This window comes from Pseudomonas sp. LB3P14 (genome assembly GCF_054898045.1).
In genome coordinates this window covers 366,294-378,855 of sequence record NZ_CM142714.1, presented here as the reverse complement: position 1 = coordinate 378,855, position 12,562 = coordinate 366,294, and the positions used below count along the sequence as shown (strand labels likewise).

Sequence of the window (12,562 nt, the reverse complement as noted above, 5' to 3'; positions counted from 1 at the left end):
ATGGAAATCGCCATGACCCAGGCCCGACACCCGGAGAGACTCAGAGCATTTATAGGCGCCCTGGCGGAATTGATCGACGGCAACCCCCGCGAAGGTGATCTGCTGCATCGCGGCGGCAAGTTGCTCGCTCAACTGGTCAGCCATGACGACTGGCTGCCTGAGGACTTTGCTCGACCAGACCCAGAGCGCTATCAACAGTTTTTGCTGCATGCCGATTCAAGGCAGCGGTTCAGTATCGTCAGTTTTGTCTGGGGCCCGGGGCAACGCACGCCGATCCACGATCATCGTGTTTGGGGTCTGATCGGTATGTTGCGTGGCGCAGAGTATTCGCAAGGTTTCGCACGTAACCCTGACGGCACCTTGGTGCCCGAGGGCCAGCGGATACAGCTGGCGCCGGGTCAGGTCGAGGCGGTGTCGCCCAAGATTGGCGACATCCATCAAGTCAGCAACGCCTTTGATGATCAGGTCTCCATCAGCATCCATGTCTATGGCGCCAACATCGGTGCCGTGCGCCGCGCGGTGTACCAGCCCGATGGCAGCGAGAAACTGTTTATCTCCGGTTATTCCAACGCCTTTCTCCCCAATATCTGGGATTTGTCCAAAGAGAGCCAAGCCCTATGAGCACCGTACTGACCCGCTCCTTCGCCGAGATTCGAAAGGCACTGCTGAACAAAGAAGAACTGGCACTCGTGGATGTGCGCGAAGAAGCGCCTTTCGCTGAGGCGCACCCGCTGTTCGCGGCAAATATTCCACTGTCCAAACTTGAGCTTGAGGTGTATTCGCGGATTCCAAGGCTCGATACCCACGTCACCGTCTACGACAACGGCGAAGGCCTCGCGCAGATCGCCGCTCAGCGCTTGCAAGGCCTGGGTTACGTCAATGTCAGCGTGCTGGAAGGTGGCCTGGACGGTTGGCGAAACGCCGGTGGTGAGCTGTTCATCGACGTCAACGTGCCGAGCAAAGCCTTTGGCGAACTGGTGGAAAGCCAGCGCCACACGCCGTCCCTGGCGGCGGAAGAGGTTCAGGCCTTGCTCGACAGCGAAGCCGATGTGGTTGTGCTCGATGCCCGGCGTTTCGACGAATACCAGACCATGAGCATTCCCACGGGCATCAGCGTACCGGGGGCGGAACTGGTGCTGCGCGCCCGGGAGCTGGCGCCAGACCCTGCGACGCGCATCATCGTCAACTGTGCCGGGCGTACACGCAGCATCATCGGCACTCAATCGTTGATCAATGCCGGCATCGCCAACCCGGTTTCCGCCTTGCGCAACGGCACCATCGGCTGGACCCTGGCCGGTCAGACACTTCAACACGGCCAGTCGCGCCGGTTCGCGCCGACCAGCGAAGAGCATCGACACGTCGCCGCCCGCGATGCCCGTCGCGTCGCCGACAAAGCCCTGGTGGGCCGCGCCACCCTGTCCGACCTGCAACGCTGGCAACAAGAACCCACTCGCAGCACCTACTTGTTCGACGTACGCACACCGGAAGAATTCGACGCCGGCCACCTGCCCTCCGCCCGCTCGACACCGGGCGGCCAACTGGTGCAGGAAACCGATCACTTCGCCAGCGTGCGCGGTGCGCGCCTGGTGCTGGTCGACGACGATGGCGTGCGCGCCAACATGTCGGCGTCCTGGCTCTCGCAACTGGGCTGGGAAGTGCATGTGCTGGATGACCTGCAGCCTGTGCATTTCAGCGAAAAAGGTGGCTGGCAAGCGCCAGTTCCCGCGCCACGACAGGCTGAAGAAATCAGCCCCGAAACCCTCGCCCAATGGCTTGCCGATGGCGACAGCGTGGTGTTGGATTTCACCAGCAGCGCCAATTACGTCAAGCGCCATATCCCCGGCGCGTGGTGGGCATTGCGCGGGCAACTGCGCGAAGCCCTGGCCAAGGTGCCACCCGCGCAGCGTTATGTACTGACCTGCGGCAGCAGCCAGTTGGCACGCCTCGCGGTCGCCGAGGTCGAGGCGCTGACCGGTAAACCGGTGTTCCTGCTTAAAGACGGCACCGCCAGCTGGATCGCTGCGCAACTGCCCCTTGAGGAAGGCGAAAGTCAGTTGGCGTCGCCACGCATCGACCGCTATCGCCGTCCTTACGAGGGCACCGATAACCCTCGCGAAGCCATGCAAGCCTATCTGGACTGGGAATACGGGCTGGTGGATCAGCTTGCCCGCGATGGCACCCATGGTTTTTTCGTGATCTGAGCACACCAGGCTTCTGCGCCGCATACCGGGCAGCGCCGTTTTATGCACATACCGTTAAATCAGGACCGACCCCTTTCTCCAGGCGGAGGTGACCCAAAGAAGTAAAATCCGCCTGGAGCACGCCGTCATGAGCTTTACCCTGCCCTTCAAACACCTGTTGATCGCCGTCGCCCTCACCGTCGGTGCGACCACCCACGCAGCGGACCTTCAACCGCTGCGGGTGGCCAATCAAAAGTCCTCGATCAAGGTGCTGCTGGAGGTGTCCGGTGAATTGAAGGACGTGCCTTACGAGATCCAGTTCTCCGAGTTTCCAGCCGCCGCGCCGTTGGGCGAAGCGCTGAATGCCGGCGCAGTGGATATCGGTGCTCTGGGCGATGCGCCCTACGTGTTCGCCCTCGGGGCCGGCGCGCCGATCAAAGTCGTCAGCATCTTGCATGCCGAGGGCCGCTACACCACCGCCATCCTCGCGCCCAAGGATTCGGCGCTGAACAACGCCAGTGATCTCAAGGGCAAGCGAATCGTCACCACCCGCGGCTCCATCGGTCACTTCCTCGCGATTAAAGCCTTGCGCAGCGTCGGCCTGAGCACCCACGACGTGCAGTTCATTTACCTGCTGCCAAGCGAGTCGCGAATCCTGCTGGATAACGGCAGTGCCGACGCCTGGTCGACCTGGGACCCCTACACCACCATTTCCACCACGCAGAATCAGGCCAAGGTATTGGCCAGTGGCGAAACCCTGCTGACCAACCATCTGTACCTGGCCGCCACCAGCCAGGCCATCACCGGCAAACGCCAGCAACTCGACGATTTCGTCGCCCGGGTCGATCGCGCCTATCGCTGGACCAACGCCCACCCCGAGGAATATGCCGCCGCTCAGGCGCGGGTTACCGGTTTGCCGCTGGCGGTGCATGTCGCCGTGGCCAAAGGCACGCACATGGAGCCCGTGGAGATTGACGACAAGGTGATCAGCGGCCTGCAAACCACCGCGGATATCTATCAGGAAGAAGGAATTCTCAGCAAACACATCGACGTCTCCCAAGGCTTCGACAAGAGCTTCAACGCCAAGCGTGCCCAACTTAACCAGGCATCTCGATAACGATGCGACGGATTCAGGAGTAGAACCATGAGCAAACAACGCCAACTGAAACTCGGTGCGATGGTCCATGGTGTCGGCCATGGCTGGGGCGAATGGCGCCATCCACAGGCCCTGGCGAACGCCAGCGTGAACTTCGATTTCTATAAGCAGCAGACGCAACTGGCGGAAGCGGCGAAGTTCGACTTCGTGTTTATCGCCGACAGCCTGCACATCCATGAGAAATCCAGCCCGCACTACCTCAACCGCTTCGAGCCGCTGACTATCCTCTCGGCCCTGGCCGCCACCACGCATCACATCGGCCTGGTGGCGACTGTCACCGTCAGCTACACCGAACCGTTCCAGGTCGCCCGCCAGTTCGCTTCCCTGGACCATATCAGCGGCGGGCGCGCCGGGTGGAACGTGGTGACGTCCTGGCTCAGTGGCACCGCCGATAATTTCGGCAAGGCCGAGCACCCGCCCCATGCCGTGCGTTACCGCATCGCCAAGGAACATGTGAATGTGGTCAAGGGGTTGTGGGATTCCTGGGAAGACGATGCCTTCGCCTACGACAAGCAAAGTGGCGAGTTTTTCACGCCCGGTAAATTGCATGCCCTGGAGCACAAAGGTGAATTTTTCTCGGTGAAAGGCCCGCTCAATATTGCGCGCTCCCGGCAAGGTCAGCCGGTGATTTTCCAGGCCGGCACCTCGGAGGCCGGGCGCAATTTCGCCGCCGAGAATTCCGATGCGATTTTCGTCAGCCCCGAAACCTTTGACGAAGCCCGCGCCTACTATCAGGACCTGAAACAACGCGCCAGCGGCTTCGGCCGGGATGCGCAGAAGCTGTCGATCCTGCCGGGGATCCGGCCGATTGTCGGGCGCGATGAGGCGGAGGTTGAAAGCCGCTATCAGCAAGCGGTGGAGCTGGTGACGATCGAGGATGCGATTGTCGCCCTGGGCCGGCCGTTCAACGACCATGACTTCAGCCAATACCCGCTGGATGCGCCATTCCCCGAGCTGGGTGATCTGGGTTCCAACAGCCAGAAAGGCGGGTCGGACCGAATCAAGCAACTGGCCAGGGACGAAGGCCTGACCTTGCGCGAAGTCGCGCTGCGTTTCTCCCGGCCACGGCGTGACTTCGTCGGCACACCCGAGCAGGTTGCCGATGCCCTTCAGACGTGGTTTGAACAAGGCGCTGCGGACGGTTTCATCATCAACTCGTTGTTGCCCGACGGTCTGCAATATTTCACTGAACTGGTGGTGCCGATCCTGCAACAACGCGGTCTGTTTCGCGACGAATACAGCGGCACGACCCTGCGTGACAACCTCAGCCTCGACGTACCCGCCAACCGACATACGACCAGGCAAACAGCCGTGCAACTCGCCATCTGACAAGAGCCTGACCATGACGAAAAACATCACACAGGGACCGTTCAATCGTCGCGGCTTCCTGACAGCCAGCTCGATCGCCCTCGGGGCGCTGGGCCTGTCCTCACTGGGGTTAGCTTCTCGCGCGTTCGCCCAAACGACCAAACTCTCGGACTTGACCCTCGGGGTTGCCACGTACCGGGGCCAGGACTCGTATTTCACCGAGGACGCCGGCACCGCCAATACACCGTACAAAGTCGACTACTCGGAATTTGCCGGCGGCAACCTGATCGTCGAAGCCTTGGCCTCGGGCAGTCTGGACGTTGGCGGGATGAGTGAGATTCCACCAATCTTCTCGATTCAGAGCCATCGCCAACCGCGTCTGATCGCGGTGCTGCAAGGCGATGTGAACAACCAGGTGTTCCTCATCCCCAAAGACTCGACGCTGGAATCGGTCGCGCAGTTGCGTGGCAAACGGGTCGGCTACGTGCGCTCCACCACGTCGCACTACTTTCTGATCAAGGCGCTGAAGGAACAAGGCCTGACCATGAAGGACATCACGCCCGTCGCGCTCACGCCGCAGGATGGTTTCAGTGCTTTTCAGAGTGGCCAGCTCGATGCCTGGGTTATCTACGGCGTGTTTATCCAGTTGGCGAAGTTCCGCAGTGGCGCCCGGGTGTTGAAAACCGCGTTGGGTTATCTGTCGGGCAACTACTTGATCGCCGCCCGTCCCGCCGCACTGGAAGACCCGCTGCGCAAGCAAGCGATTCAGGACTACCTGCAACGCCAGGCGCGCACGCTTGAATGGATCAACAACAACCCCGAGCCCTGGGCCACCAAATCGGCGCAACTGCTAGGCGTCGACAAAGCGGTGTTTCTCGACATGTACAACAACCGCAGCCAGCCATCGAGAATCATCGAAGTCAACGATCAGGCCATCACCTCGCAGCAGGAAGTCGCTGACTTATTCTTCGACGCCGGCGTGTTGAGCGAACGGCTCGATGTCAGTCCGTTGTGGGACAAAAACTTCCCGTTGCTGCCCCTATGAGCCGACGCCTACCTTTTTTGATCGAGTGAATTCACCATGAGTCTTTCTTCTCAACATGCTCCACCACTGCGATCCGTCGAAGTGGCCCAATTCGAAGCACTGCTCGAAAGCATCGGCGCGCAGCTGGCCGCCACTGCACACCTGTATGACGAAAGCGGCGCCTTCCCGCATGACAATTTCAAACTGCTGCATGAGCACGGCCTGGTCGCGTTGACGGTGCCAAAACCCCTCGGCGGTGGCGGCGCGAACCTCGCTCAAGCGCGCAAGGCCATCAGCGCTATCGCCAAGGGCGAACCCTCGACAGCCTTGATCCTGGTGATGCAATACCTCCAGCACTCACGCCTGCAAGACAGCCGGAACTGGCCTGAAACACTGCGACTGCAGGTGGCTCGGGACGCCGTCGAGAATGGCGCGTTGATCAACGCGTTGCGCGTCGAGCCCGATCTTGGCACCCCCGCACGCGGCGGTCTGCCGGCAACCATCGCCAGGCGCACCGCTGCGGGTTGGCGAATCAGTGGCAGAAAAATTTACTCTACCGGCAGCCATGGTCTGTCCTGGTTCAGCGTCTGGGCACGCAGCAATGATGAAGACCCTCTGGTCGGCGCCTGGCTGGTGCACAAGGACACGCCAGGCATCAGCATCATCGAAGATTGGGACCATCTGGGCATGCGCGCCACCTGCAGCCATGAGGTGGGGTTCGATAATGTGCTGGTGCCGCTGGAGCACGCCGTCAGCGTCAGCCGCTGGAGCGCCCCGCAACCCGAACTCGATGGCGACGGGTTTCTGTGGATGTCGGTGTTGCTGTCATCGGTCTACGACGGCGTCGCCCAAGCCGCACGCGACTGGCTGGTGGGCTGGCTGGAAACACGCAAGCCGTCCAACCTCGGTGCGGCGTTATCGACCCTGCCACGCTTTCAGGAAACCGTCGGCCACATCGACACCCTGCTCTTCGCCAATCGCAGCCTGCTTGACGCCGCAGCTGAAGGTCACACACCCACGGCTAACGCGGCACAACTCAAATACCTGGTGACCGGCAACGCCATTCGCGCCGTCGAGTTGGCTATCGAGGCGTCCGGCAATCCCGGTCTGTCACGCAATAACCCGCTGCAACGGCATTACCGCGACGTGCTGTGCAGTCGCGTTCACACCCCACAGAACGACGCTGTTTTGCAAGGCGTCGGCAAAGCAGTCTTCGCCCAGCGCCAGTCTGCATTCCAATTTGGGGAACGCCCATGAGCCAGCTTGTTATCGCCAGCCAACTGGATGAAGACTTCAACGAAGTGATCCGCCAACGCCTCGCCCAAACCCATCCTGGAGCACGCGTGATCGGCGTGCCGTCGGGGGTGCCGAGCGACCTGCCGACGGAAGTCGCAATACTGCTGGCGCGGCCGATCAATGTGCGGGGTTATCAGGCGCCGGACACGCCGCCACCGGGTTGGCCCTATGGTTTGCAGTGGATTCAAGTGGTGTCTTCGGGTATCGACTTCTACCCAAAATGGTTGTTCAACGGCCCGCCGGTGAGCACTTCACGCGGCAGCGCCGCCGAGAACATCGCCGAATTCGCACTGGCCGCGATTTTCGCCGCCGCCAAGCGTCTGCCAGACATCTGGGTGCATGACTCGCAATGGAATTTCACCGCGCTGACGCCGCTCAAGGGCACGACTCTGGGGATTCTCGGTTTCGGTGCCATCGGTCGTAGCCTGGCGAGTAAGGCTCACGCCTTGGGCATCAACGTACTGGCGTTGCGTCAGAGTCAGACGCCGTTCGACGTTGAGGGAGTGGAAGCGGCGCGGGATATCCATGACCTGTTCGCCCGCGCCGATCACCTGGTGCTGGCCGCGCCCTTGACCGACTCGACCCGGCACATCGTCGACAGTGCCGTGCTCGCCAGCGCCAAACCCGGCCTGCACCTGATCAACATCGCCCGTGGTGGTTTGCTCGACCATGGCGCCCTGCTTGAAGCGCTGGAAACCGGACACATCGGCCTCGCCTCGCTGGACGTCACCGAGCCCGAACCGCTACCGGACGGGCATCCGCTCTATGCTCACCCGCGGGTGCGTCTTTCGCCCCATACCTCGGCGATCTCCAGCAACAGCCGCCACGAAATTGCCGACGGTTTCCTGGCCAATCTGGAACGCTTTCTCAATGGCCTGGCGTTGGAGAATCAGGCGAACGTGCAACGCGGGTATTGATTCCAGCCGATCCACCGTCTTCGCGGGCAAGCCTCGCTCCTACAGGGGAATGCATTTCACCTGTAGGAGCGAGGCTTGCCCGCGAATGCGTTTTGACAGCCCCACAACAACATCAGAATTACGCATTTCTACCGCACACTTAATGTCTATTTTTTATAATTACCTTATAACTATTCGGACTTTTACAGCGCCGTATTATACAAATATTGTTACAACCATCACCGACCCCTGACCAGGTGGAGGCCCACGGAACTGCACGTTTTCCGGCCGACACCACCCCACGGTCAATCGCCACATCCAAATCTGAAACCCGGCTCAAGCCGCCCCCGCCATGGCTTTCGAACCATGGCCCTGGCAACGCTTTGCCTAAAAAAACATAACGACGCCAACGCTGCACTTACACACCTGGGGTTCACCATGCACAACACTTTGCGTTCAAGTCATCTGACGCTGGCCGTGTCGCTGGCGCTGTTCGGCTTGTCGGCCCATGCCGAAGAAAACACCATGGATGGTGCCCTGCCTGTTGTGACCGTCACCGCCGAACACCACAGCGAAGACTTGCAAAAGACCCCGCTAGCGATTTCCGCGTTCGACGAAAAAGCCCTTGAAGACAAGCAGATCAAAAGCATTCGCGACCTCTCCGGGCAAGTGCCGAACCTGACGCTCAGCCGCCAGTCGATCTCCTACAGCGCCCAGACCTACGGGATTCGTGGCATCGGTGAGACCGACCCGATCCAGGAGTCGGCCGTCGCGGTGTACGCCGATGACCTGTACATCCCGCGAGCCATTTCCTCGATGCTCGACTTCAACGACGTCGAGCGTGTCGAAGTCCTACGCGGTCCCCAAGGCACGCTGTACGGACGTAACAGCAGCGCCGGCGCGATCCGCGTGATCACCCGCGATCCAACCCAGGAAACCCGTGGTTTCTTCGAACTCGGTGCCGGCGACTACAACGCCCAGAACGGGCGCCTGCTGATCAGCGGCCCGCTGGTGGACAACGCGTTGTTCGGCAGTTTTTCGGCGATTCGCCTGACCCGTGACGGCACTGTCTCGGACCCGACACGCGGCACGGATGTGAACAACGTCGACATCCAGTCCTACCGCGGCAAGCTGCGCTTCAATCCCATCGATTCGCCGTGGGATGTGCAACTGACGCTGGCCGGCACCTTCGACCGTGGCGATACCACCAGCTACACACCGTTCGACGCCAACGGCCGCTTCGACAAATTCAAGAGTTACAGCAGCCTCAACCCGAAGAACCGCCTCGATCAGGGCAGCTCGGTGCTGCGCGCCATCTACGCCATCGATGACCACCTGAACTTCAAATCGGTGACCGCCTATTCGGCGTTCAACCAGCCGGTGGACTATGACAACTCGGGCCAGGCGGCGCTGATTCAGAACAACCTGATCACCTACAAGCAGGACTACGCCACCCAGGAATTCCAGCTCAACGGCGACTACGACAAGTTCAGCTTCAGTACCGGCCTGTACCTGTACCGCGAAAAGTTCGAAGCCGACCGCGACAACCTCACCTTCTCCGTTGCGCGCAACCGGGTGATCGGACAAGGCCAATACAGCACAACCAACACCGAAAGTTACGCGCTGTATGGCCAGGGCAGTTACAAGATCACGCCGCAGTTGTCGCTGATCGCCGGGCTGCGTTTTACCCGCGAGCACAAGAACTTCGACTACACCAACTACGCCATCAACACCAACCGGCAGATCACCGGGACCAACTTCACCGCTGAGTCGAGTAAGTCCTGGCAGTCCACCAGCCCGAAACTCGGCTTCGAATACGCTTGGACGCCGCACCTGAATCAGTACGCCTACGTGGCCAAAGGGTTCAAGGCTGGCGGCTTCGACAACCGCGCGCCGACCCAGGCTGCCGCCGAACAGGCGTTCTCGCCAGAAGACGTGACCACCTGGGAAACCGGCTTCAAGGGCGACTTCTTCGACCAACGCCTGCGCGCCAACCTCGCGCTGTTCTACAACGACTACAAGGACTTGCAGACCAACGCCTACGACCCGGCGCTGGGCGTCAGCCTGCGGACCAACGTCGGCCAGGCGCACACCTACGGTGTCGAACTGGAAACCCTGACCGCGCTGACTCGCGACCTGCAATTGACCGCCAACGTCGGTTACCTGCAAAGCCAGTACGACGACTTCGAGAATGCCGGCGGTGCCGGCGTCGATGCCAACGGCAAACAGTTGGTGTTCTCACCACGCTGGAACGCCAGCGTCGGCCTCAACTACACGATCCCGGCCGGATTGCCCGGCACCTGGCTTGCCGGCACTGATGCCCAGTTCCAGACCAAGTCCTTCGCCAACGCGCTGAACGACGACATACAGGAAATCCCCAAGCAGACCTTCTGGAACGCCAACACCCGCTACATCTCCAGCGACGGCCACTGGACCACCACCCTCGCGGTGAAAAACCTGCTCGACCGCGCGTACCCGCAATCGGTCGGCTTCGTACCTTCCAGCGGCGCCCGTTACTACTCGATCAACGACCCACGAACCGTCTTGTTGTCCGTGCGCTACGACCTTTAACCCCATACAGGCAAGCATGCCAAGGAGCATCACTATGGCTTTTACCCGCAGGGAACTGATTTCCCGTATTGCCGCCGTCGGTGGCTATTCCGCCGCTGTCGGCGCCCTCGGCGCGCTGGGGCTCACGCCTCAGGCGGTGGCGGCAACTTTCAACCCTTTGCAACTGGGCAGCAGTGGCAAAGGCAAGCACGTGGTGGTGGTCGGCGCCGGTATTTCCGGGCTGGTCAGTGCTTATGAACTGCGCAAGGCTGGCTTTACCGTGACCATCCTCGAAGCCCGCGAGCGAGTCGGCGGGCGCAACTGGACGTTACGTCGCGGGACCAAAATCGATTTCGACGATGGCGTCAGCCAGACCGTCGACTTCGACGATGGGCATTTTTTCAACGCCGGTCCCGCACGCATTCCAAGCCACCACCAGACGATCCTCGGTTACTGCCGCGAGTTGGGCGTAGAGCTGCAAGTGCTGGTCAACAGCAGTCGTAACGCACTGGCCTTGCCGGACCCGAAAAAACCGGCCTTCCAGTTGCGCCAGGCCGTCAACGACACCCGCGGGCAGTTGTCCGAACTGCTGGCGCGTACCGTCAGCCGCAAAGCCCTGGACCAGGATTTGAGCGTCGAAGACCGCCAGGCGCTGTTGAATTTCCTCAAGGTCTATGGCGACCTCAACGTCGACTTCAAATACAAGGGCTCGGTGCGCTCGGGTTACGACCGTGTGCCCGGTGCCGGTGATCAAACCGGCATCACCCGCGCGCCGCTGGAGCTGCAAACCCTGCTCAATCCCAAGCTCTGGGGTGCGCTGGTGTTCGATGAAATCCCCGAGTTCTCATCGACCATGTTCCAACCGGTCGGCGGCATGGACCGGATTCCCTATGCGTTCTACGAAAAGCTCAAGGACGCGGTGCGCTTCAACGCTGAAGTCAGCGACATCCAGACCTCGGAACAAGGCAGTCGCATCACCTACCGGGATCGCAAGACCGGCACCACCCAGGTCCTGAATGCCGATTACGCCATCGTCACGGTGCCCCTGCCGTTGCTGGCCAAGCTGCCGAGCAACTTCAGTGCGCCTTTCAAGCAAGCGATTCTCAGCGCGCAAAGTGATCAGGCGAACAAGGTTGCCTGGCAGTCGCCGCGATTCTGGGAGACCGACTTCAACATCTACGGCGGGCTCTCTTACCTGGACCATGAAGTCAAAGGCTTGTGGTACCCCAGCGATCGACTGAACAGTGCCCAGGGCATTTTGGTTGCCGCGTACAACACCAGCGAATCAGCCCAGGCCTTCAGCAAAAAACCCCTCGCCGAACAGTTCGCCTCCTCCCGGCAAGCCGTGGAACTGCTGCACCCCGGCCACAGCGCCAAGTTGCAAAAACCGGTGGCGATCAACTGGGCCAAGGTGCCCTTCAGCAAAGGCCCATGGATCGTCAACGACGAGGTGGGCGAAAGCGCCTATCAGCTCCTCAACGAACCTCAAGGCCGCACGTATCTGGCCAGCGACGCCCTCGCCCACGGCGGCGTCGGCATCTGGCAGAACAGCGCCGCCGATTCGGCACGGCGCATCGTGTCGCTGATCGGCCGACATGCTGAACGCAAGCAACAGGGCGTTGCTGCCTGACTATTTTCAACAAAGGACTGAACGATGAAAGCCATTACTTTGCTCACAGGACTCCTCATGACCGCGACCGCCCTCAGCAGCCAGGCCGACGAGATCAAACGCATCGCCCTGCCCAATTCCAACTTCCCGATTTCGCTGGCGGTGTCAGTGCCAGCGCAAACCGACCTGCTGTTCGTCAGCGGCCTGCTCGCCGACCTGCACGACCCGAAAGCCCCAAAGGATTCCTTTGCGGCCTATGGCGATACCGCGACCCAGACCACCTCGATCCTCAACAAACTCAAAGGGGTCTTGCAGGGTCAAGGTCTGGACCTCGGCGATGTGGTGCAACTGCGGGTGTTCCTGGTGGGTGATCCGGCCAAAGGCGGCAAGCTCGATTTCGCCGGACTGCAAGAAGGCTATACGCCGTTCTTCGGCAGCGCCGCGCAACCGAACAAACCAGCACGCACCGCCATTCAGGTGGTGGCCCTGCCGCTGCCCGGCGGTCTGGTCGAAATCGAAGCCGTCGCCGCTCGCAAGAAGTGA

General features: G+C 60.9%; 10 protein-coding genes. All 10 read left to right on the top strand.

The window, feature by feature from the left end:
* Positions 1–12 precede the first annotated feature (12 nt).
* The 10 genes from ACYZT5_RS01795 to ACYZT5_RS01750 all read left to right on the top strand — a co-directional run bounded on the left by ACYZT5_RS01795 (position 13) and on the right by ACYZT5_RS01750 (position 12,562).
* Entirely contained in the window at positions 13–621 is a 609-nt protein-coding gene (locus ACYZT5_RS01795) for a cysteine dioxygenase family protein (protein WP_462049516.1), read from the top strand.
* Positions 618–2,201, top strand: coding sequence for a rhodanese-related sulfurtransferase (locus ACYZT5_RS01790; RefSeq protein WP_462049515.1), 1,584 nt, complete (start codon positions 618–620; stop codon positions 2,199–2,201). Before ACYZT5_RS01795 ends, ACYZT5_RS01790 begins: the two co-directional genes overlap by 4 nt.
* Before the next feature lie 127 nt (positions 2,202–2,328).
* Positions 2,329–3,297: an ABC transporter substrate-binding protein gene (locus ACYZT5_RS01785; RefSeq protein WP_462049514.1), complete on the top strand. Its 969-nt coding sequence runs from the start codon at positions 2,329–2,331 to the stop codon at positions 3,295–3,297.
* A gap of 27 nt (positions 3,298–3,324) precedes the next feature.
* A complete protein-coding gene (locus ACYZT5_RS01780) occupies positions 3,325–4,665 on the top strand; it encodes an LLM class flavin-dependent oxidoreductase (protein WP_462049513.1) in 1,341 nt (446 codons plus the stop codon).
* Positions 4,666–4,678: 13 nt separating this feature from the next.
* A complete protein-coding gene (locus tag ACYZT5_RS01775) occupies positions 4,679–5,689 on the top strand; it encodes an ABC transporter substrate-binding protein (RefSeq protein ID WP_462049512.1) in 1,011 nt (336 codons plus the stop codon).
* Between the two features lie 36 nt (positions 5,690–5,725).
* Complete coding sequence (locus tag ACYZT5_RS01770; protein WP_462049511.1) at positions 5,726–6,925, top strand: acyl-CoA dehydrogenase family protein; 1,200 nt, start codon at positions 5,726–5,728, stop codon at positions 6,923–6,925.
* Positions 6,922–7,881, top strand: coding sequence for a D-isomer specific 2-hydroxyacid dehydrogenase family protein (locus ACYZT5_RS01765; protein ID WP_462049510.1), 960 nt, complete (start codon positions 6,922–6,924; stop codon positions 7,879–7,881). Before ACYZT5_RS01770 ends, ACYZT5_RS01765 begins: the two co-directional genes overlap by 4 nt.
* Positions 7,882–8,298: 417 nt before the next feature.
* On the top strand, positions 8,299–10,431 hold the full coding sequence (locus tag ACYZT5_RS01760) for a TonB-dependent receptor (protein ID WP_462049509.1): 2,133 nt from the start codon (positions 8,299–8,301) through the stop codon (positions 10,429–10,431).
* A 34-nt stretch (positions 10,432–10,465) separates the two neighbouring features.
* Complete coding sequence (locus ACYZT5_RS01755) at positions 10,466–12,040, top strand: flavin monoamine oxidase family protein (protein ID WP_462049508.1); 1,575 nt, start codon at positions 10,466–10,468, stop codon at positions 12,038–12,040.
* 24 nt (positions 12,041–12,064) lie between these two features.
* Positions 12,065–12,562, top strand: a complete 498-nt coding sequence (locus ACYZT5_RS01750; RefSeq protein WP_462049507.1) for a RidA family protein — start codon at positions 12,065–12,067, stop codon at positions 12,560–12,562.

Coding starts and splice junctions, on each gene's coding strand:
- ACYZT5_RS01795 (WP_462049516.1), top strand. CDS start 13: ATGACCCAGGCCCGACACCCGGAGAGACTCAGAGCATTTATAGGCGCC.
- ACYZT5_RS01790 (WP_462049515.1), top strand. CDS start 618: ATGAGCACCGTACTGACCCGCTCCTTCGCCGAGATTCGAAAGGCACTG.
- ACYZT5_RS01785 (WP_462049514.1), top strand. CDS start 2,329: ATGAGCTTTACCCTGCCCTTCAAACACCTGTTGATCGCCGTCGCCCTC.
- ACYZT5_RS01780 (WP_462049513.1), top strand. CDS start 3,325: ATGAGCAAACAACGCCAACTGAAACTCGGTGCGATGGTCCATGGTGTC.
- ACYZT5_RS01775 (WP_462049512.1), top strand. CDS start 4,679: ATGACGAAAAACATCACACAGGGACCGTTCAATCGTCGCGGCTTCCTG.
- ACYZT5_RS01770 (WP_462049511.1), top strand. CDS start 5,726: ATGAGTCTTTCTTCTCAACATGCTCCACCACTGCGATCCGTCGAAGTG.
- ACYZT5_RS01765 (WP_462049510.1), top strand. CDS start 6,922: ATGAGCCAGCTTGTTATCGCCAGCCAACTGGATGAAGACTTCAACGAA.
- ACYZT5_RS01760 (WP_462049509.1), top strand. CDS start 8,299: ATGCACAACACTTTGCGTTCAAGTCATCTGACGCTGGCCGTGTCGCTG.
- ACYZT5_RS01755 (WP_462049508.1), top strand. CDS start 10,466: ATGGCTTTTACCCGCAGGGAACTGATTTCCCGTATTGCCGCCGTCGGT.
- ACYZT5_RS01750 (WP_462049507.1), top strand. CDS start 12,065: ATGAAAGCCATTACTTTGCTCACAGGACTCCTCATGACCGCGACCGCC.